Here is an 18574-nt window from a genome sequence, read left to right as displayed (position 1 = left end):
ACGATCCACGGTTCTCGAGCAGTTCTCAAACGGTTCGCAAACGGTTCTCGACGAGGAGAGCGGCACGTGTCACAGGAGAGCTCTGTCCAGGCACAGTCGGACGAAGGAACGTACGAGGGAACGTACGACTACGACGTCATCGTCGTCGGCTCCGGCTTCGGCGGCTCCGTCACCGCCCTGCGGCTGACGGAGAAGGGGTACCGCGTAGGAGTCCTCGAAGCGGGCCGGCGCTTCACCCGCGACACGCTCCCCAAGAACTCCTGGGACATCAAGAACTACCTCTGGGCCCCGCGGCTCGGCATGTACGGCATCCAGCGCATCCATCTGCTGGGCAATGTGATGGTGCTCGCGGGGGCGGGTGTCGGCGGTGGCTCCCTCAACTACGCCAACACCCTCTACGTACCGCCGAAGCCCTTCTTCGAGGACCCGCAGTGGAAGGACATCACCGACTGGGAAGGGGAGTTGAAGCCGTACTACGACCAGGCCCGGCGCATGCTGGGCGTACGGCTCAACCCGACCATGACCCCGTCGGACGTTCATCTCAAGGCCGCCGCGGAGCGGATGGGGGTCGGCGACACCTTCCACATGGCGCCCGTCGGCGTCTTCTTCGGCGACGGACTGGACGCGGACGGGGAGGCCGGGGCGAAGCCCGGTGAGGAGGTGGCCGACCCGTACTTCGGGGGTGCCGGACCCTCCCGCAAGGCCTGCACCGAGTGCGGCGAGTGCATGACCGGCTGCCGCCACGGCGCCAAGAACACCCTCAACGAGAACTATCTCCACCTCGCCGAGAAGGCGGGCGCCGTCGTCCATCCCATGACGACCGTCGTGTCCGTCACCGACGACTCGCGGGGCGGGTACGCCGTCCAGACCCTCCCGACGGACGAGCGGCGCAAGGGGGAGGGGCGGACCTTCACGGCGCACCGGGTCGTCCTCGCGGCCGGCACCTACGGCACCCAGACCCTGCTGCACCGCATGAAGGCGGGCGGCCAGCTGCCGTACCTGTCGAAGAGGCTGGGCGAGCTGACCCGCACCAACTCCGAGGCGCTGGTGGGCGCGCAGACGGACAACCGCCGCTACCGCAAGGCGCACGGGACGCCCAGGGCCGACTTCACCCAGGGTGTGGCCATCACGTCCTCGATCCACCCGGACGAGAACACCCACATCGAACCCGTCCGCTACGGCAAGGGCTCCAACGCGATGGGCGGCATGTCCATCCTCCAAGTCCCCTACGCGGAGGGCTCGTCGAGGGTGGCGGGATGGCTCGTCAACGCGGCCCGGCATCCGTTGCTGGTGTGCCGCTCGCTCTCCAACCGCCGCTGGTCCGAACGCACCATCATCGGTCTTGTCATGCAGTCGCTCGACAACTCCCTGACGACGTATCTGAAGCCGAAGGGCGCGGGCAAGGGGCTGTTGACGGCACGTCAGGGACACGGCGCTCCCAACCCCAAGCAGATCAGGGCCGCTTCACAGGCCGCCTCCGTCATCGCCGAGGAGATCAACGGCTTCGCGGGCAGCAACGTCGGCGAGCTGATGGGCACCCCGCTCACCGCGCACTTCCTCGGCGGCTGCCCGATCGGCGCCGGTGCGGAGGAGGGCGTCATCGACCCGTACCACCGGCTCTACGGCCACCCGGGCATCTCCGTCGTCGACGGCGCCGCCGTCTCCGCGAACCTCGGCGTCAACCCGTCGCTCACCATCACCGCGCAGGCCGAGCGGGCCATGTCGTTCTGGCCCAACAAGGGCGAGGCCGATCCGCGTCCGGCGCCGGGAGCCGCGTACGAGCGTCTCAAGGCGGTCGAGCCGCGCCGGCCCGCCGTCCCCGCGGACGCCTTCGGCGCACTGAGGCTGCCGTTCCTGGGCATGCCGACGGTGCCGCCCAAGCCGTAGCGCAAGCCCCGGCCGCTACGACACCGACCCGGACCGGACCTGGCCCCGACCCGGACCGGCCCCGAACCCGGGCTGAACCCGGCTCGAAGCCGGGCCCGGACGGCCCGGTCCCGAACCCCAACTCCGGCCCCCGGACAGCGAAGAGAAGGACCCGCGCCCCCCTCCGAGCGCAGGTCCTTCTCTTCTCGCGGCCTTTGTGGCTTCTCGCGACTTCCAGTGAGGCTGATGCCCGCCTCGGTCGTGCCGGGCCGTGTTACGCGGTCGTGCCACCGGACTTGCGGCGACGGACGACGACCAGCGCGCCGGCACCGGCGACGACGGCGATACCGCCGGCGAGGCCGATCATCGGCAGGGCGGAGCTGGAGCCCGTCGCGGCGAGGCTGCCGTCGACCTGCGGCGTGTTGCTCTTGTCGGCAGGCTTGTCCGAGACCGGAACCTCGCCGCCTTCCTGCGGCTTGGTGCCGTCGGTGTCCGTGCCGGACGAGACGATCTGGAACTTGTACGCGACCTCGCCGTAGCCGGTGCACGCCGCGTCGGCGTCGCCGTAGATGCTGGCGCCGAGGGAGAAGCCGGCGCCGACCGGGGCGCTGGACTTCACGTTGATCCGGAGCGGGATGCCGACCTCGTAGTCGGGCTTGAGCTCGTCGGTGTAGCCGACGTAGCCGACCGCGTAGCCCTCGGAGTCGACGTCCTCCCAGGTCTTGTCGTCCGGGTTGTACGCCTGGAGCTGGACCTTCTTGCTCTGGAAGAGGTCCTCGCCGGCCTTGTCGGAGGACGCGCCGGCGAAGAAGCCGAGGTCGCTCAGGGTGGAGTCGGAGTTGTTCAGAACGTCCAGGGAGAACTTGTGCCAGCCGCTGCCCGCCGCGATCTTGCCGGGCAGGCCGGTGATGGACACCTGGACCTTGGAGTCCGAGCACTCGGAGGGCTCGGGCTCCGGGGACTCGGACGCGGAGGCCGACGCGGAGGCCGATGCCGAAGCGGAGCCGCTCGGGGCCGGAGCGGACTCGCTCGCGGACGCCGACGCCGACGCAGAGGCGGACGCGGACTCGGACGCGGATGCCGAAGCGGACGGCGCGGGGGAGCTCTCGCTCGCGCTCGGCGACGCCGACTCGGACGGGGACTCGGACGTGCTCGCGCTCGGGGACGGGCTTTCTTCCGCGAACGCGGCCGGCGCGACCGACAGCAACGCGAGCGGGGCTATGACAGCCGTCGCGGCCGCAGTGGCCATGGCACGGCGAAGCTTCATGAAGACCTCAGATGTCCGGTGCGCCGTGAACTCGTGGCGCGCATATGGCGTTTATGGGTGAGGCCTCCGCGTGTGGGGCGCGGGTGTGGCCGTTGGTTCCGCAGGTGTGACCGGCGAAACCTGAGAATGGTTGTCCTGCGTCTCACCTAATTCTTATGTGGCCCGGGTCACACACCGGTCGGGCTTGCGTACGCCCGTTCGAGCCGCTTACAAATTGGCTTCGTGTCTGAAAAGCAGCCCGGGGAACCCGGTGAGCCGACGGTTCCTGACGATGTGTGGGAACGCTTCGCGCGCGACAGCGAACGCGACATCCGCGGCTCGGCCCCCAAGGAGCCGTCCGCCCGGGCGCGCATGGTGACGGAGCGGCTGCGGCTCGAGGACGCGCGGGAGGCCGAGCGGGCCGACCGCCGGGCCGCCCGGAAGGACGCGCGACCGGCCGCCCGGCCCGAGGGCTGGCGGACAGGTCCCGCCTGGCGCGAGACGGACGGGCGCGCCGCCCGGCGTCGCAGGCTGTGGGCGATCCTCGGGATCCCGCTCGCCGTCGCCGTGGCGGCCGTCGCGATGAAGCCGTCCCTGCTGCCCGGAGATCCCTTCGGTACCTCGGACGGGTCCACCTCGGCCAAGTCCCCCTCGACCGGCCCCACGCTGCCGGACGAGACAGCGGCCCCGACCGCGCCGCCCTCCGCCCCGGACTCCCAGACACCCACCAGGGAGCACCCGTTCGCCGGATCGCCCGCCGAGCGCTGGGCCGACGGCGCGGCCGCCATCGTCGTCCCGAAGGCCACCCCGGTCGGTTCACTCACGAAGGACCAGGTGGCCACCGCGCTGCGGCAGACCAAGAACCTGCTCGTCGCGGCGAACCTCGACCCGGCGACCCTGCGCGGCGAGCGTCCCGAGGCGGCGATCGCCGTCCTCGACCCCAAACAGCCCGGGATGGTCGACGACGTCGACCGCCTGCTGCGCGCACCGGACAAGAAGCACGATCCGCTGGGCCTGTTCAGCCGCTTCGACCCGCACGAGGCGCGCCTGGTCGGGCACGTGGTCAAGACGCGCGGCCGGATCACCTTCACGGCGGGCAAGGACGCGTCCGTCGCCATCCACGCCGACTACACCTTCGTCTACCCGGTGTCCCCGGCCGGCGGGAACTCGGCCGAGGTGACCCGCACCATCGTGCGCCGCGTCCTCGATGTCGCGTTCTCCGACCCGAGGAAGTTCCAGGTCACTCCCGGCAAGCTGACGGTCCGCCGGTACACCGAGGACATCGGCAACTCCGCCTGCGACGTCTACGACGGCTTCCTGCACCCGCGGTTCGTGTCGCGGTCGGTGTCGGCCACGCCCACCGACGGGTCGCCGACCGGCCCGACCACCGACCCGTACGACCGCAGCCGTGACATCGAGAACTCCCCCACGGCCGACTGCGGCACGGTGTCCCGCGTCTGACCGCCTCTGACCGCGTCCGCCGCGGGTGACCGTGTCTGCGCCCCGGCGCCCGCGCCCGCCACACGTCGAAGGGCCCCGCGGGACGGATGTCCGCGGGGCCCTTCCTCCGACAGCACCGACGTCAGCGCGGCGCCGGTGCCTTGAAGCGGCGTCGGGGGATGCGCCGCTGGTCGCGAGGGTGGCCGCCGGTCGTGCGCGGCGGCGCACGAGGGCGGCGCACGTGGTGCCGACCCTGAACAGTTCCGTCGGACGGCCCCGGGCGTCCCCGGGGCCGACCGTTCTCTTGAGTGACCGGGCTGCTGTCCCCTGCCGTCCGGTCACACCACCTGGAGCGAGGTCCCACGACGCACGGCACGATCCGTACGTCTCATCGCTCCAGCGAAGCCACGCGTGGTTCCTTCGGGCCCGCCCCTGGCTGACACGGACACCAGAAGAAACGAAGTCCGCGGCATCCCGGTCACGCGCCGTACGGGTGAGAGGGAACGCGTACGTGTGTACGCCGGGTACGGGATGCCGTACCCCTGCCACGGGATTCAGACCCGGCCGCGGCACAGTTCGAGCAGGGTCATGGCCAGCGAGGTGCCCGGCTTGCCGAGCGCCTCCCGGTAGTGGCCGAGGATCTCCATCTCGCGGGACAGGTTCACCCGGCGGCCGCCGGACGTGATCCGGGCCTCCTGGATCACGGCCGAGACGGCCATCCGCTCCTGCACGAGACCGATGATCCGGTCGTCGAGGGCGTCGATGCGCTCACGGGCACCGCTGATCACATCGGCGGCCTCGTCGGTGCGGGCGCCGGTCTTGTCGCGTACGTCGGCCATGGTGGGGCTCCTCGGTGGAAGGGGTGCCCCGGAGCGGCAGGGCCCGGAAACAGCAGGCGCCCCGGGCCTTGTCGGCCCGGGGCGCCTGGGAAGTCGCTTGTCAGTTGCTCAAGCAGCACGACCGTGGCAGCCGGCGGGCCGGTTGCCATAGGTAAACAGGAAGGTCGTCTGCGTGAGCATGACGGCAGTATGCACGCCCGTGGGGGCGCCGGCCAAGCAGGTTCGGATGGTGAGACCCGGGCGGGTTCGGATGGTGAGAGCCGGGCCGGGAACCCCGGCGGCGCCAAGCCCACCGCGGCCCCCGGTAGAATCGGCCCTACACCCTTTTGCTCACCGCCGGAAGGCAGACCGTGCCAGAAGCGTCCCCCGCCGCCCCCGACACCGTCCTGGTCGTCGACTTCGGTGCGCAGTACGCCCAGCTCATCGCCCGTCGCGTCCGTGAGGCCCGGGTCTACAGCGAGATCGTGCCGAGCACCATGCCGGTCCAGGAGATGCTCGCCAAGAACCCGGCCGCGATCATCCTCTCCGGCGGCCCCTCGTCGGTCTACGCGGAGGGCGCCCCGCGCCTGGACCGCGCGCTCTTCGAGGCGGGCGTCCCCGTCTTCGGCATGTGCTACGGCTTCCAGCTGATGGCGACCACCCTCGGCGGCACGGTGGACAACACCGGCGCCCGCGAGTACGGCCGTACGCCGCTGCACGTCTCGAAGTCCGGCTCCACCCTGTTCGAGGGCACCCCGGACGAGCAGCCGGTGTGGATGTCGCACGGCGACGCCTGCTCCGCCGCTCCCGAGGGCTTCACCGTCACGGCCTCCACGGACGTCGTCCCGGTCGCCGCCTTCGAGAACGACGAGAAGAAGCTCTACGGCGTCCAGTACCACCCCGAGGTCATGCACTCCACGCACGGCCAGCAGGTCCTGGAGCACTTCCTGTACCGCGGCGCGGGTCTCACCCCGTCCTGGACCACCGGCAACGTCATCGAGGAGCAGGTCGCCCTGATCCGCGAGCAGGTCGGCACCAAGCGCGCGATCTGCGGTCTGTCCGGCGGCGTGGACTCCGCGGTCGCCGCGGCCCTCGTGCAGAAGGCCATCGGCTCCCAGCTCACCTGTGTGTACGTCGACCACGGTCTGATGCGTCAGGGCGAGACCGAGCAGGTCGAGAAGGACTTCGTCGCCGCGACCGGCGTGCAGCTCAAGGTCGTGGACGCGGAGGAGCGCTTCCTCACCGCGCTCAAGGGCGTCTCGGACCCCGAGGAGAAGCGGAAGATCATCGGACGCGAGTTCATCCGCGTCTTCGAGCAGGCCCAGGCCGACATCATCGCCGAGGCCGCCGAGGGCGAGGACGTCGCGTTCCTGGTCCAGGGCACGCTCTACCCGGACGTGGTCGAGTCCGGCGGCGGCACCGGCACCGCCAACATCAAGTCCCACCACAACGTGGGCGGCCTCCCCGAGGACCTGGAGTTCCAGCTCGTCGAGCCGCTGCGCCAGCTGTTCAAGGACGAGGTCCGGATGGTCGGCCAGGAGCTCGGCCTGCCGGACGAGATCGTCCAGCGCCAGCCGTTCCCCGGCCCCGGCCTCGGCATCCGTATCGTCGGCGAGGTCACCAAGGAGCGTCTCGACCTGCTCCGCGCCGCCGACGCCATCGCCCGCGAGGAGCTGACCGCCGCCGGTCTCGACCGGGACATCTGGCAGTGCCCGGTGGTCCTGCTCGCGGACGTGCGCAGCGTGGGCGTCCAGGGTGACGGCCGGACGTACGGCCACCCGATCGTGCTCCGTCCGGTGTCCAGCGAGGACGCCATGACGGCCGACTGGTCGCGGCTGCCCTACGACGTCCTGGCGAAGATCTCGACGCGCATCACGAACGAGGTCGCGGACGTCAACCGCGTCGTGCTCGACGTGACGAGCAAGCCCCCGGGCACCATCGAGTGGGAGTAGTCCTCCCGGCTCCGGGGGAGTGACCCTCCCCCTCAGGTCCGCTTGAGCGTGCGCACCGGCGCGCCGGGCTTCCAGACCTGGACGACCAGATACGTGTCGTCCTCCACGTAGGTCCGCGTGACCTCCGTCAGTTCGGTGCGGAAGAGGTGGAACGGCTCCGGCGGTTCCACCTCTTTCACGTACGCGGCCTTCGCCGGGAGACCGTCGCCCACCTCGACGGCCCGCCCGCCGATCCGCACGTCGCCGCCGCCCATGTCCGTGCCGGCCCCCGGATTCGCCTGGAGCGCGAAGCGCGGGTCGCGGCGCAGGTCGAGCGCCTTGAGCGAGTCCGGCATCATGCCGAGCCACAGCTCGCCGTCCAGGAAGCGCACCTCGATGCCGGAGGTGCGGGGCGAGCCGTCCTTGCGGAGGGTGGCGAGGACGTGGTGGGTGAAGGCGCCGAAGCGTTGTTCGACGGTGCCGGCGAGGACCGGTTCGGCCGTGGAGAGAGCTGCCCAGTTCATGACCCGAGTCTGGCCCGTATACCCGACATCTTCTGTCGGGTATTACGGGTGTCCCTCTTTGCTCCTCTTTTTTTCTCTCACGGAACACCCCTGTTCTCCTGCGCTGACCCCGGGTAACTTCCGCTCCGTACCGAACACGCCAGTGCTGGAGGACCTATGCAAGGGCCCACTCCGCCCCTGCCCCGCCCCACCGACCAGTTGCGCTTCGCCATGCCGCCGATGCACGAGTCGACGGACGACGAACGGCAGCACCGCAAGGAGCGGCTGGCCGGCGCGCTGCGGCTGTTCGGACGGCTCGGCTTCGAGGACGGCGTCTCCGGACACATCACGGCCCGCGACCCGGAGTACAGCGACTGCTTCTGGGTCAACCCGTTCGGCATGCCGTTCAAGCACGTCACCGTGAGCGACCTGGTCATGGCCAACCAGGACGGCCAGGTGATCCAGGGCCGCTACCACGTGAACCAGGCGGCGTTCACCGTGCACTCCCAGGTCCACGCCGCCCGCCCCGACGTCGTCGCCGTCGCCCACTGCCACTCCGTGTACGGCCGCACCCTCGCCGCCCTCGGCGATCTGCTCGACCCGATCACCCAGGAGAGCTGTGCCTTCTACGAGGATCACGCTCTGTACGACGCGTACACCGGGGTCGCCGTCGACGCGGAGGAGGGCCGCAGGATCGCGTCCGCGCTGGGCAGCCGCAAGGCGCTGGTGCTGCGCAACCACGGACTGCTGACCGTCGGGGACTCGGTGGACGCGGCGGCCTGGTGGTTCCTGTCCATGGAGCGGTCGAGTCAGGTCCAGCTCACCGCGAAGGCCGCGGGCCGGCCCCTCCTCATCGACCACAAACTGGCGGTCGCCACCCGTGAACAGCTCGGCGGCGACCTGGTGGCGTGGATCAACTACCAGCCGCTGTGGCAGGACATCAGCCGCGGCGAACCGGATCTCCTCAGCTAGGACCTGTCCGGTCACGGGGCGAGAAGGTGAGAGGCAACGGTCACGGCGACGGCGCTAGAAACCCCGCAGGACGGCCGCCTTCGTCAGGGCGAACTCCTCGTCCGTCAGGACGCCGTCGCGGTGCAGCTCGCCCAACTCCCGCAGGCGGCGCAGCAGTACGTCGTGGTGTTCGGACCGCGCCGGTACCAGCGGGGCCGCCTGTGGCCGGTCCACGTACGCTCCGGCGCGCGTGGAGGGATGCGGCAGCCGTGCGGTGACCGCGGTGGCGACCAGCGCGGTGAGCAGGTCGCGGCGGGAACTGCCCCACAGGTGGAGGGCGTACGGGTCCTTCTCGGGCGGCAGTTTGGAGTACACCGTCTCGCTCGTCACGAAACGCAGGAAGCCGTCCTCGTAACCGGAGTTGGGCAGCCACTCGACCTGCACGAGGTCGCCCAGCGCGATGATCCGCGGCCCCGTCGCCCGCTTGACCCGGTCCGAGGTGTCCGCCCAGTCGATGCGCACCCGCGTCCCGTCGAAGGAGACCGTGCCGTCGCTGGAGCGGACGGACACCGGGACGGGCGGGCCCGCGAGCAGATATGTCTTCGCCGGTTCCTTGGGGATCTGTTCCAGCAGCAGCGCGCGGCGGATCTCCTCGGCGACGTACTCGGCCACTCCGGAACCGTCGACGTTGACCGACAGTCTGTAGGGGTCCGCCGCGTCGGGCAGCCGGCCCCCGGTCGCCTGGAGCAGCGGGTCGGCGCCCTCGCGCAGCCGCAGACGCAGCCGGCCACGCTTGCGTTCGGGTTCGTGGACGATGCCCGACACCGCCTCCAGCGGAACGGAGATCTCCCCGTACGTCTGCCGGAACAGCGGCACGGTGCGGTGCAGTCCCGGCGTGATCCTGACCGTGCTGCCGTCGAAGGCCCAGGTCCCGTCGCGCTGGATGATCTCGGCCATGGACGAATTCTCGCAGCCGGGTCAACAGGGGGTCCCTCGCTTCACCCGCGCCGAACCGACCTGACGCGTGCGCGCCGTGCTCCGTACGGCACAATTCGCTGTCATCACTGAACAGTTGTCAGGCAGGTGTGCGGCAGTCAGGCGTACGGACGCTCCGGTGTGCGATGGTCGGGCACATCAGGTCCGGCCGCACGACGGCCGGGCACGTCCGGGCGTACCGGATCGGGCCTTACGGTCGGCCGCAGGGGCGTGCGCACCGGATTCAGGCCGCACGACGGTCTGACGGGTGCTTCGCATCGCGGACGGCCGGTTGGGCGGACGGGCGGGTGCGGGCTTCGGGCGGTATGGGGGGCGGGGGCCGGGCGCGCGTGGTGCTTCGGCGGTGTGGTGGTCGGGCGTGCGTGGCGTTCCGGCGGTGTGACGGTCGGGCGTATGGACGTTCCGGTCGTACGGAGTTTTCTGGCGCGGGAAGGCGGCAGCAGGCGTGGCGGTGCAGGAGGCGAGACACGGTGCGGGGCACGGTGCCGGGTCGGGTGCCGGGTCGGGCACCGGACCGGGTGGCGGGCGGAGCGGTGGTCCGGGTGGCGGACCGGGCGGAGGCCTGAGCGGAGGCCTGGACGGGGGTTCGGGCGTGCACGAGGGCGGCTGCACGTGTGGGGACTGCCCGCACGGGGCGCGTACGGGGCACCGGCGGGCCGTCGCCGCGTTCCTCGCCAAGCGCGACGCGCTGGCGTCCGGGCAGGGACTGCCCGCCGGCGTCGCGCACTCCGCCTCCGCGTCCCGGCAGTGGGTGTCCGACGAGCTCACCCAGTCCGCGGACGTGGTCGCCGAACGGGGCCGACTCGAGGGCGAGGCATGGCTGGGCCGGCTGTGGCGCTACACCGCGTACACCGTCTGGGCCGCCGTCGTCGTCCTCCTGCTCGTGCAGGCGCTCACCGCGATCGGGGCCGGCTGGACGGCGGCGCGGACGGCAGGGCTGCTCGCCGCGGCCGCGCTGGCCGGACTCCTGACCGGGGCGGCCTGGCTGCACCGCGCACGGGGCGGGGCTCTGGCGCCGGTCATCGGCGAGGACAACCGCCTCTCCACCTCCCGCGCGGTCGCCGCCGGTTGGGTGCTGTTCGTGGCGTACGCGGTCCTCGTACTGGTGGGGCAACTGGCGGCGGCCTCCGCGCCCGGCCGCCGGGACGACCTCATCGCCGGGCTCGAACTCGCCCGGGGCGCCGGTGTCGTGACCGTCGTCGCCGTGGCGTGCGGGGTCGCGGTGCTGGTGCGGCGGGTGGTCGGGCTGCGGGTGCTGGGGCAGCGGCTGCAGAAGGTCCGCGCGGACCGGCCGCGCGCGGCGGACCTGCTGACCGACGACTCCGGGCGGGGAAGCTTCGCCGACATCCAGTACGTCGTGATCAGCGCGGTCGCGCTGGTCTTCGCGGCGGTGCGGCTGGCCCGGCGGCCGTCGCAGTTGCCCGATCTTCCGTGGGGACTGGCCCTGTTGGTGCTGGTGTCGGCCGCGACCTATCTCGCCGGGAAGTACGCCGAGGGCGGGCGGCCGGTGATCCTCTCCGTGGTCCGGTCCCGCGAGGCGGGCGATCTGGACGCGCCCATTCGCACCGGGGACGACATCGAGATCCGGGGGGCCGGCTTCGTGCCGCCCGGGGCGCAGACCGCGAACAGGCTGTCGCGGATGGTCGTACGGATCGGGCCGGTGCACGTACATGTGCCGTTGGTGCCGGTGTCCGGGGGGTTCAGCAATCCCACGGACGCGGTGCTGACGGTGCCCGTACCGGTGGATGTGGAGCCGGGGCGGGTGGAGGTACAGGTGGTCACGGCGGCGGGCGTCGAGACGAATCGCTACGAGATCGACGTGACGGACTGACGAGCCGCGGGATTCGGCCCCTCCGGCGTTCGAGGAGCGATGTCTGGGGCGGAGCCGCAGCTACGGGAAGGGAGGGGGCGGAGGGGGCGAACGAAGGCTGCGGGGTGCCCCGGGTGGACGGGGCGAGTCGGCGCATTCCGTGAGGTGGAGCCCGAAAAAAGGTTCCAGGCCCTGAGTAGGGGAACGGATTCGTACGTATGGTCTGTTGAGTGGTCAACGGCACGCGGGCGAAAGGCGGCGGAGAGCGATGACTCACGGTATGCGGACGGATACTCACAACCAGTATCTGGAGGAGAGGCGGGACTGGCGAGAGACCGCTACCCGTTACGCCCTGTTGCCACTCCGCGTCTTCCTGGGTGTCACCTTCATCTACGCCGGCCTCGACAAACTGACCAACAGCGCCTTCATGAAGGCCTCCGGTTCGGGCTCGATCGGCGACCTGATGCGCAACGTGCGTGATTCCTCCGCCATACCGGCCCTCGTCGACCTGTCCCTGAAGAACCCCGTCGGCTTCGGCTACGCCATCGCGTTCGGTGAACTGGCCGTCGGAATCGGCACCCTGATAGGTCTGCTGGCCCGCATCGCCGCACTCGGCGGCGCGCTCATCTCGCTCAGCCTGTGGCTGACGGTGAGCTGGGGCTCCGATCCGTACTACTACGGCAACGACCTGGCCTATCTGATGGCCTGGACCCCCCTCGTGCTGGCGGGCGCCTCCATGTTCTCCGTGGATTCGGCTCTACGGGCCCGGCGCAGGCAACGCGCCGGGGCCTACCGCTAGAACCTGCCCGAGAACCTAGGATCAGTCCTACCCCTCCCAGAGCCGTCCTAGGAGTTCACGCCGCGCGGACCCCGGTCCGTGCGGCGTCTGCGTATGGCGTGGTTCACGGACGCCACGGCGCCCGCAAGGCAGAGCCCGACGACGACGACCGGGATGATGGCGAACCACTCGGTGTCCCACCAGCCGCCCGCGTCTCCGGCGTAGGCGACGCCCCCGGCGGTGAGGAAGAGACCCGCCACCAGCTTTCCTGGCTGGAACTCATGACGAGGCACGGGCCACCTCCGCCTGGCCGACGCCGACCTGGAGGTCGAGGTCGAGGGTGCCGCCGTCCTTGCCGCCCGTCGTCGGCGCCAGGATCACCTGCTTGTGCTTGCCCGGTTCCACGTCCACGTCCTTCTTGTTGTCACCCGGCAACTGGATGTCTCCCACGCCCACCTCGATGGTGAGCCGTACGGTCGCGTCCTTGGGGACGATCACCTTCAGCCGGCCCGCGCCCACCTGGGCGTCGGTCTTCACCGTCTGCCCCTTGGCGAGGTCGACGCGGCTGAGGTCGAGGGTGCCCACGCCCGTGCCGAGGTCGTAGCCCGGCCGTACGTCGGCCGCGGTCGCCGGAGTCCACGTCGTCCGCACCCAGTGTGTGTCGATGTCCTTGGGCAGGGCCGCGGAGGCCGCGAGGAGGCCCGCCGTGATCACCGCCAGGAAGATCGTTCCCGCGCCCGTGCGGCCGCGGAAGGAGCTGACGGCGATCCCCAGGCCGAACACGATGAGGGCGGCGGCCAGTCCGGTCTGAAGGCTGGTACCGAGCGCCCGGGCGTGCCAGTTCAGGCCGGTGGTGAGGCCGCCCGCCAGCAGGGCGAGCAGGAAGACCCGGCCGCCTATGGGACGGGGGCCGCGCTGCTTGCGCTCCCGTTCCGTGCGCGCGTCGGGGCGGGAGGTCCCGCGCGCGATGTTGAGCGCGGCCGCGACATCCCGGTCCCGGGTCTCCGGCGGGCCCCACATGTAGCCGGTGCCGCCGACGTGCGAACCGTCCTTCACGATCGGGTCGCGCCACCAGGAGGGATAGGAGGCGGGGACGGGTGGGGCCTGCGCCTCCGGCGGGGCGTCGGCGACGGCCTGCGCGGCGAGGGGGTCCGGGTCGGTGGCGCCGCGGTTCTGCGACCAGTAGCCCGCTCCGGCCAGCAGCAGGGACAGGACGACGGCGAACGTCAGCACGCTGCCGTTCTTCAGCATGGACAGGAACACTCCGCAACCGACCAGCGCGAAGAGCACGGCGGTCAGCGCCTGGCCGTCGACACGGCCGGTGAGCAGCTTGCGGACCTCGTTCTCCTCTTCCTCGTCGTACGGGACGAAGAGCCAGGCGAAGCCGTAGAAGATCAGGCCGATGCCGCCGGTCGCGGCGAGCACCGCGAGCACGATCCGGAAGATCACCGGGTCCATGTCGCACTGCCGGCCGAGCCCGGCGCACACCCCGCCCAGCATCTTCTGCCGACGGTCGCGCCGGAACCTGCGCGGCACCCCGGGGGCGGTACCGGCGTCCGCGGGCCGTGCCGTGGCCGCTTCCCCGCGAGCGCGCGGCTCATCACCCTGAGCGGCGCCGGGGTCCGGCTCCGCCGCCGCGTGCTGCTGATCTGTCATGCGTCCATGGTGACGGGCGGGACGGCGTGGCGGCAGTCGGGATGACCCTGGCCGAACCCTGATATCCGTTCCGAGGGGAGGGCGGGGACTGTTCGAATGCCGATTCCTGAAGATCAGGGGAGCATCGAGTACCGATTCCTGAAGATCAGGGGAGTATCGGGGGCCGACCCTGATGCTCCGGTCCGCCGGGCGTGTGAACATCGATGGCATGCCGGAAGCCGCAGCCATGCCCGTCGACGACCCGCGGCCCCCGCGCAAGCTCTACCGCAGCAGCGACGGACGCTGGCTCGGGGGCGTGGCGCGAGGGCTCGCCGGGCATCTCGGGCTGCCCGTGGTCTGGGTGCGGCTGATGTTCGTCGGACTGTTCATGGCGGACGGACTCGGCGCGCTGCTGTACGCCGCGTTCTGGTTCTTCGTGCCGCTCGGCGTCGGCGGCGTCGGCTCCGGCGGCCGGACAGCGGCGTTCACCACCGAGACCTCGCCCGACGGCCGGCGCAGGCTCGTGGCCCGCAAGCCGGACAGGGGCCAGATGGTCGCCCTGCTCCTCATGGTCGTCGTGGCCATGGTCTTCGTCGGCAACGTGAATCTCGGCGGCGGCACGAAGGCGTATCTGTGGCCGACGGTCCTCGTCGGCGCGGGCGTCGCCCTGGTCTGGCGCCAGGCGGACAACGCGCGGCGGGCCCGCTGGGCGGAGGTCGGCCGCCGGCGCCGCACGCTCACACTGCTGCGGTCAGCGGCGGGCGTTCTGCTCGTCACCGCCGGCGTCTCCGGGATATTCGTCCTCCAGGGCTCCGCGGCCCACCTCGGCTCGGTGCTCCAGGCCGCGCTCGCGGTCCTCGTCGGCGTCGCGCTGCTCGCCGGCCCCTATCTGATCCGGATGACCCAGGACCTCTCCGAGGAGCGCCTGATGCGCATCCGCGCGCAGGAGCGGGCCGAAGTCGCCGCCCACGTCCACGACTCGGTGCTGCACACCCTGACCCTGATCCAGCGCAACGCGGAGAACGCGAACGAGGTGCGGCGGCTGGCCCGCGCCCAGGAGCGCGATCTGCGGGCCTGGCTCTACAAGCCGGAGGGCAGCGGCAAGGACGAGGACGAGGAGCCCGACACCCTCGCCGAGGCGGTCCGCCGCCATGCCGCCGAGGTCGAGGACAAGCACGGCGTGCCCATCGAGGTCGTCGTCGTGGGCGACTGCCCGCTCGACGACCGCCTGACCGCGCAGATGCAGGCGGCGCGCGAAGCGATGGTGAACGCGGCCAAGTACGGTGGCGAGGGCGGCGCCGTACAGGTCTACGCCGAAGTCGAGGGCAGGACGGTCTTCGTGTCCGTCCGCGACCGCGGCCCCGGCTTCGACTTCGACGCGATACCCGCCGACCGTATGGGCGTCAGAGAATCGATCATCGGCCGCATGGAGCGCAACGGCGGCACGGCGCGACTGCGCGCGGTGCCGGACGGCGGCACCGAGGTCGAGCTGGAGATGGAAAGGGCGGAGAAGACGTCATGAGCGACACGAACGAGCCTGTGGAGTCCGGCGGTTCGGCCGGGGAGTCCCCCGTGGCCGCCGCGTCCGGAGCCGCCGACCCCGCGGCCGGACCGGGCGGCGCCGAGGTCGGGCGCCGGGTGCGCGTGGTGCTCGTCGACGACCACCGCATGTTCCGTACGGGGGTCCAGGCCGAGATCGGCGAGACCGAGCGGACCGGCGTCGAAGTGGTCGGCGAGGCCGCGGACGTCGACCAGGCGGTCACGGTCATCACGGCCACCCGCCCCGAGGTCGTCCTCCTCGACGTCCACCTTCCCGGTGGCGGCGGTGTCGAAGTACTGCGCCGGTGCGCCCCGTTGATGGCCGACGCCGAGCAGCCGGTCCGCTTCCTCGCGCTGTCCGTGTCGGACGCCGCTGAGGACGTGATCGGTGTGATCCGCGGCGGCGCCCGGGGGTACGTCACCAAGACGATCACCGGCACGGATCTCGTGGACTCCGTCTTCCGCGTCCAGGACGGCGACGCGGTGTTCTCCCCGCGCCTCGCCGGGTTCGTCCTCGACGCCTTCGCCTCCACCGACGCCCCGCCCGTCGACGAGGACATGGACCGCCTCACCCAGCGCGAACGCGAGGTCCTGCGCCTCATCGCCCGTGGCTACGCGTACAAGGAGATCGCCAAGCAGCTCTTCATCTCCGTCAAGACGGTCGAGTCGCACGTCTCGGCGGTCCTGCGCAAACTCCAGCTCTCGAACCGCCACGAGCTGACGCGCTGGGCGACGGCGCGTCGGCTGGTCTGACCGGCCGACGGCGCCTGGCCCGGCCAGGCGCCGGGCGAGCAGGAGCTGTAGGCGCGGCCCCGGGGAGTACGGCCAGTACGGCTACCCCGGGGAGCCGATCCGGAGTTCGAGCCAGACCGTCTTGCCGACACCTCCCTCACGAGGAGCCGCACCCCAGTCGTCCGCCAGCGCGGCCACCAGAGCCAGGCCACGGCCCGACTCGTCGTCCGGTGTCGCCCTGCGGGGCGTGGGGAGCATGTCGTTCGCATCCGTCACCCATACGCGGAGGCGGTCGTCGCCCAGGGCACAGCGGGCCCGGATCTCTCGGCCCGGGGACACCTTCGCGTGCCGGTACGCGTTCGTCATCAGCTCACTGAGAAGCAGGACCGCCGTCTCCGCGAGCTCCTCCGGGACCTTCCACGAAGTGGCCTGCTCCCGGAGGAGAGTTCGGGCTCTGCCCACGCTGCGGGCGTGACGCGGCAGGCGCCACTCGATGTCCGGGATCCGAGCTCTGCCGGCCGTCCCGAAGCCCTTCCGGACGGCCTCTGCCGGGCCTGCCGGGGAGTTGGAGCCCAAGCCGGAGCCCGACCGGGCGCTCAGGCGACCGACTTCGCGGCGCTCCCGTCGGGCAGCGGGGCCGGGAGGCCCGACCATGGCCCCCACCCGCTCTCCGCCCGCGATGTACACCGGCACGCCGCCCAGGTCCGCAACGCGCTGCGTTCCCAGAAGGGAACCATCGGGAACGCGTTGCGAGACCTGTTGGACGAGGGCGCCCGGTCGCAGTGCCCAGGTGATCACGCCACCCGCGTGGCCCCCGCGAAGGGCATCTCGCTGATCGGGGCCAGCCGTACGGGTGCCGACGGATTGGGGGCGTGGATCATCTGGCCGTTGCCGACGTAGATGCCGACGTGGGTGACCCCCGCGTAGAAGAACACCAGGTCTCCGGGGCGGAGTTCGGAGAGGGTGACCCGCTGGCCGGCGTTGATCTGGGAATAGGTCGTGCGGGGCAGGGACATGCCCGCGGAACGGTACGCGGCCTGGGCGAGCCCGGAGCAGTCGAAGGCGTCGGGGCCGGTGGCGCCCCAGACGTAGGGGCTGCCGAGCTTCGAGTAGGCGTAGGCGACGGCCGCCGCCGCACGGGAGTTGGGCGCCGCGACGGTGGTGCCGCCGGTGCCGCCGACGCCGGTGGCACCGGATGTGCCGGAGGACGCGGCCGGGACCGGTTCGCGGGCCGAGGAGCGCGAGACGTGCTGCTGCTCGCTCGCGCCACCCCGCTCCACGTACTGCGTGCGCTGCTCCGGGGTGAGTCGCGCGAGCAGGTGGCGAGCCGCGTCGAGCTTCTCGTTGATCGTCTTCTTCTGCTGCTTCAGCTCGGTCTGCCGCGACTTGAGCGCGGCCAGTTCGATGTGCGCCGCTCCGCGCAACTGCTCGATCTCGCGCAGCTGTTTGCGTACCCCGGCGACTTCCGCCGACTGCCGGGTGCCGACCCGCTCGGCGAACGCGGCCCCCTCCAGGTACTGGTCGGGGTGATCGGAGAGCGCGAGTTGCACCACCGGGTCGAGTCCGCCGCTGCGGTACTGCGCCGCAGCCATCGAACCCAGCGATTCCCGGGCCGAGTTGAGCCGGTCCTCGCGGCGGGCCGCCTCGTCGCGCAGTGTGCTCAGGTGCGCCTCCGCCTGGTCGGCCTTCTCCTTGGCGCCGTCGTACTTCTGGGTGGCGGCCTCCGCCTCCCCGTACAACTTGTCGACCTGGGCCTTCACCTGCGCCGGCGAGAGCTGGGGGTCGGCATGCCCGATCCCGTCGAAGCCGGTCGCCGTCGCCGCGCCCGCGAGGGCGATGGTGACTGCTGTGCGGGCCGTGTTTCCGCCGATCGAGCGCTGTTTGGTCCTGCGGTGCGCTGCCACGAGGGCCCACATCCTTCCGTGCGACCGCCCTTGCGGGTGCGGTCAAGCGGTGACACGTCCGGCGACGGCTCACACAGGGGGAGCGGGCCGCCGCCGGACCTTCTCGGCGGTGGTGTCCGACTGCCGCCCCCGGCCCGGGCGGCGGTGGAGAGCCGGTCACCTGGGGGAGGACGCTAAACCTGGGAGTGTGGCGTTGGTAACGCTATGTACGGAACTGCCGCCACTGGATCGCCGAGTGATCGAATGTGACCAGGATTCCGGCTTGGCTTCACCGGCTTCACGCAGGGTGATGACCGATGCGGTGAATCCCGGACAGCCGGAGCGGTGCCGGTGCTATGGATGACACGCGATGGCCTGGTGACAAGAGGGTGACGAGCGAGGGGGGAGCGGGGAGGTGGAGCGAAGGGGCGGCCCGGTGGGAAGGG

Annotated in this window: 17 protein-coding genes; 9 read left to right on the top strand and 8 right to left on the bottom strand. The window is 71.3% G+C overall.

Annotated elements, in window-relative coordinates; all coding sequences use genetic code 11:
* Positions 1-66: 66 nt before the first annotated feature.
* On the top strand, positions 67-1887 hold the full coding sequence (locus tag ACZ6KY_RS27210) for a GMC family oxidoreductase N-terminal domain-containing protein (protein WP_469312916.1): 1821 nt from the start codon (positions 67-69) through the stop codon (positions 1885-1887).
* 253 nt (positions 1888-2140) lie between these two features.
* On the opposite strand, the gene ACZ6KY_RS27205 is transcribed toward ACZ6KY_RS27210, so the two are convergent.
* Positions 2141-2782, bottom strand: a complete 642-nt coding sequence (locus ACZ6KY_RS27205; protein ID WP_469312915.1) for an LPXTG cell wall anchor domain-containing protein — start codon at positions 2780-2782, stop codon at positions 2141-2143.
* Here ACZ6KY_RS27205 and ACZ6KY_RS27200 point away from each other — a divergent pair.
* Both ACZ6KY_RS27200 and ACZ6KY_RS27195 read left to right on the top strand, forming a co-directional pair.
* Complete coding sequence (locus ACZ6KY_RS27200; protein WP_469312914.1) at positions 2775-3194, top strand: hypothetical protein; 420 nt, start codon at positions 2775-2777, stop codon at positions 3192-3194. The two genes, ACZ6KY_RS27205 and ACZ6KY_RS27200, sit on opposite strands and share 8 nt — an antisense overlap.
* A 161-nt stretch (positions 3195-3355) precedes the next feature.
* Positions 3356-4573 (top strand): hypothetical protein, encoded by a 1218-nt coding sequence (locus ACZ6KY_RS27195; protein ID WP_469312913.1) that lies wholly within the window; start codon positions 3356-3358, stop codon positions 4571-4573.
* A 533-nt stretch (positions 4574-5106) separates the two neighbouring features.
* Here the strand turns inward: ACZ6KY_RS27195 and ACZ6KY_RS27190 are convergent.
* Complete coding sequence (locus ACZ6KY_RS27190) at positions 5107-5391, bottom strand: chorismate mutase (protein ID WP_469312912.1); 285 nt, start codon at positions 5389-5391, stop codon at positions 5107-5109.
* 350 nt (positions 5392-5741) lie between these two features.
* Here ACZ6KY_RS27190 and guaA point away from each other — a divergent pair, with 350 nt between their 5' ends.
* The gene (gene guaA, locus ACZ6KY_RS27185) at positions 5742-7322 is read left to right on the top strand and encodes a glutamine-hydrolyzing GMP synthase (protein WP_469312911.1); all 1581 of its coding nucleotides are present in this window, start codon (positions 5742-5744) and stop codon (positions 7320-7322) included.
* 32 nt (positions 7323-7354) lie between these two features.
* Here guaA and ACZ6KY_RS27180 read toward each other — a convergent pair whose 3' ends face one another.
* Positions 7355-7825 carry a pyridoxamine 5'-phosphate oxidase family protein gene (locus tag ACZ6KY_RS27180; protein WP_469312910.1) on the bottom strand — a complete coding sequence of 157 codons (471 nt, stop codon included), beginning with the start codon at positions 7823-7825 and terminating at the stop codon, positions 7355-7357.
* Between the two features lie 156 nt (positions 7826-7981).
* Between ACZ6KY_RS27180 and ACZ6KY_RS27175 the strand changes: the two genes are divergently transcribed.
* Positions 7982-8776, top strand: a complete 795-nt coding sequence (locus ACZ6KY_RS27175; protein WP_469312909.1) for a class II aldolase/adducin family protein — start codon at positions 7982-7984, stop codon at positions 8774-8776.
* Positions 8777-8830: 54 nt separating this feature from the next.
* On the opposite strand, the gene ACZ6KY_RS27170 is transcribed toward ACZ6KY_RS27175, so the two are convergent.
* Positions 8831-9712 carry a DUF4429 domain-containing protein gene (locus tag ACZ6KY_RS27170; RefSeq protein WP_469312908.1) on the bottom strand — a complete coding sequence of 294 codons (882 nt, stop codon included), beginning with the start codon at positions 9710-9712 and terminating at the stop codon, positions 8831-8833.
* Between the two features lie 601 nt (positions 9713-10313).
* Here ACZ6KY_RS27170 and ACZ6KY_RS27165 point away from each other — a divergent pair.
* A complete protein-coding gene (locus ACZ6KY_RS27165) occupies positions 10314-11582 on the top strand; it encodes a hypothetical protein (protein WP_469312977.1) in 1269 nt (422 codons plus the stop codon).
* 247 nt (positions 11583-11829) lie between these two features.
* A complete protein-coding gene (locus ACZ6KY_RS27160) occupies positions 11830-12360 on the top strand; it encodes a DoxX family protein (protein WP_469312907.1) in 531 nt (176 codons plus the stop codon).
* Between the two features lie 47 nt (positions 12361-12407).
* Here the strand turns inward: ACZ6KY_RS27160 and ACZ6KY_RS27155 are convergent, their stop codons facing one another.
* Positions 12408-12632, bottom strand: coding sequence for a hypothetical protein (locus ACZ6KY_RS27155; RefSeq protein WP_469312906.1), 225 nt, complete (start codon positions 12630-12632; stop codon positions 12408-12410).
* Positions 12619-13995 (bottom strand): PspC domain-containing protein, encoded by a 1377-nt coding sequence (locus tag ACZ6KY_RS27150; RefSeq protein ID WP_469312905.1) that lies wholly within the window; start codon positions 13993-13995, stop codon positions 12619-12621. The genes ACZ6KY_RS27155 and ACZ6KY_RS27150 overlap by 14 nt, the downstream gene beginning before the upstream one ends.
* Before the next feature lie 208 nt (positions 13996-14203).
* Between ACZ6KY_RS27150 and ACZ6KY_RS27145 the strand changes: the two genes are divergently transcribed.
* Both ACZ6KY_RS27145 and ACZ6KY_RS27140 read left to right on the top strand, forming a co-directional pair.
* Positions 14204-15496 (top strand): ATP-binding protein, encoded by a 1293-nt coding sequence (locus tag ACZ6KY_RS27145; protein WP_469312904.1) that lies wholly within the window; start codon positions 14204-14206, stop codon positions 15494-15496.
* Positions 15493-16266 carry a LuxR C-terminal-related transcriptional regulator gene (locus ACZ6KY_RS27140; protein WP_469312903.1) on the top strand — a complete coding sequence of 258 codons (774 nt, stop codon included), beginning with the start codon at positions 15493-15495 and terminating at the stop codon, positions 16264-16266. Before ACZ6KY_RS27145 ends, ACZ6KY_RS27140 begins: the two co-directional genes overlap by 4 nt.
* An 81-nt stretch (positions 16267-16347) precedes the next feature.
* On the opposite strand, the gene ACZ6KY_RS27135 is transcribed toward ACZ6KY_RS27140, so the two are convergent.
* Positions 16348-16707 carry an ATP-binding protein gene (locus tag ACZ6KY_RS27135; protein ID WP_469312902.1) on the bottom strand — a complete coding sequence of 120 codons (360 nt, stop codon included), beginning with the start codon at positions 16705-16707 and terminating at the stop codon, positions 16348-16350.
* Between the two features lie 332 nt (positions 16708-17039).
* On the bottom strand, positions 17040-18149 hold the full coding sequence (locus ACZ6KY_RS27130) for a C40 family peptidase (protein ID WP_469312901.1): 1110 nt from the start codon (positions 18147-18149) through the stop codon (positions 17040-17042).
* Between the last annotated feature and the right edge of the window lie 425 nt (positions 18150-18574).

The sequence above is a fragment of the Streptomyces sp. NPDC042002 genome (assembly GCF_055588305.1).
This window is presented reverse-complemented; position numbering and strand designations above follow the sequence as displayed.

What these genes read in the sequence shown, in the direction of transcription:
- ACZ6KY_RS27200 (WP_469312914.1), top strand. Translation starts at nt 2,775, where the DNA reads ATGGACACCTGGACCTTGGAGTCCGAGCACTCGGAGGGCTCGGGCTCC.
- ACZ6KY_RS27190 (WP_469312912.1), bottom strand. Translation starts at nt 5,391, where the DNA reads ATGGCCGACGTACGCGACAAGACCGGCGCCCGCACCGACGAGGCCGCC.
- ACZ6KY_RS27180 (WP_469312910.1), bottom strand. Translation starts at nt 7,825, where the DNA reads ATGAACTGGGCAGCTCTCTCCACGGCCGAACCGGTCCTCGCCGGCACC.
- ACZ6KY_RS27175 (WP_469312909.1), top strand. Translation starts at nt 7,982, where the DNA reads ATGCAAGGGCCCACTCCGCCCCTGCCCCGCCCCACCGACCAGTTGCGC.
- ACZ6KY_RS27170 (WP_469312908.1), bottom strand. Translation starts at nt 9,712, where the DNA reads ATGGCCGAGATCATCCAGCGCGACGGGACCTGGGCCTTCGACGGCAGC.
- ACZ6KY_RS27160 (WP_469312907.1), top strand. Translation starts at nt 11,830, where the DNA reads ATGACTCACGGTATGCGGACGGATACTCACAACCAGTATCTGGAGGAG.
- ACZ6KY_RS27150 (WP_469312905.1), bottom strand. Translation starts at nt 13,995, where the DNA reads ATGACAGATCAGCAGCACGCGGCGGCGGAGCCGGACCCCGGCGCCGCT.
- ACZ6KY_RS27145 (WP_469312904.1), top strand. Translation starts at nt 14,204, where the DNA reads ATGCCGGAAGCCGCAGCCATGCCCGTCGACGACCCGCGGCCCCCGCGC.
- ACZ6KY_RS27140 (WP_469312903.1), top strand. Translation starts at nt 15,493, where the DNA reads ATGAGCGACACGAACGAGCCTGTGGAGTCCGGCGGTTCGGCCGGGGAG.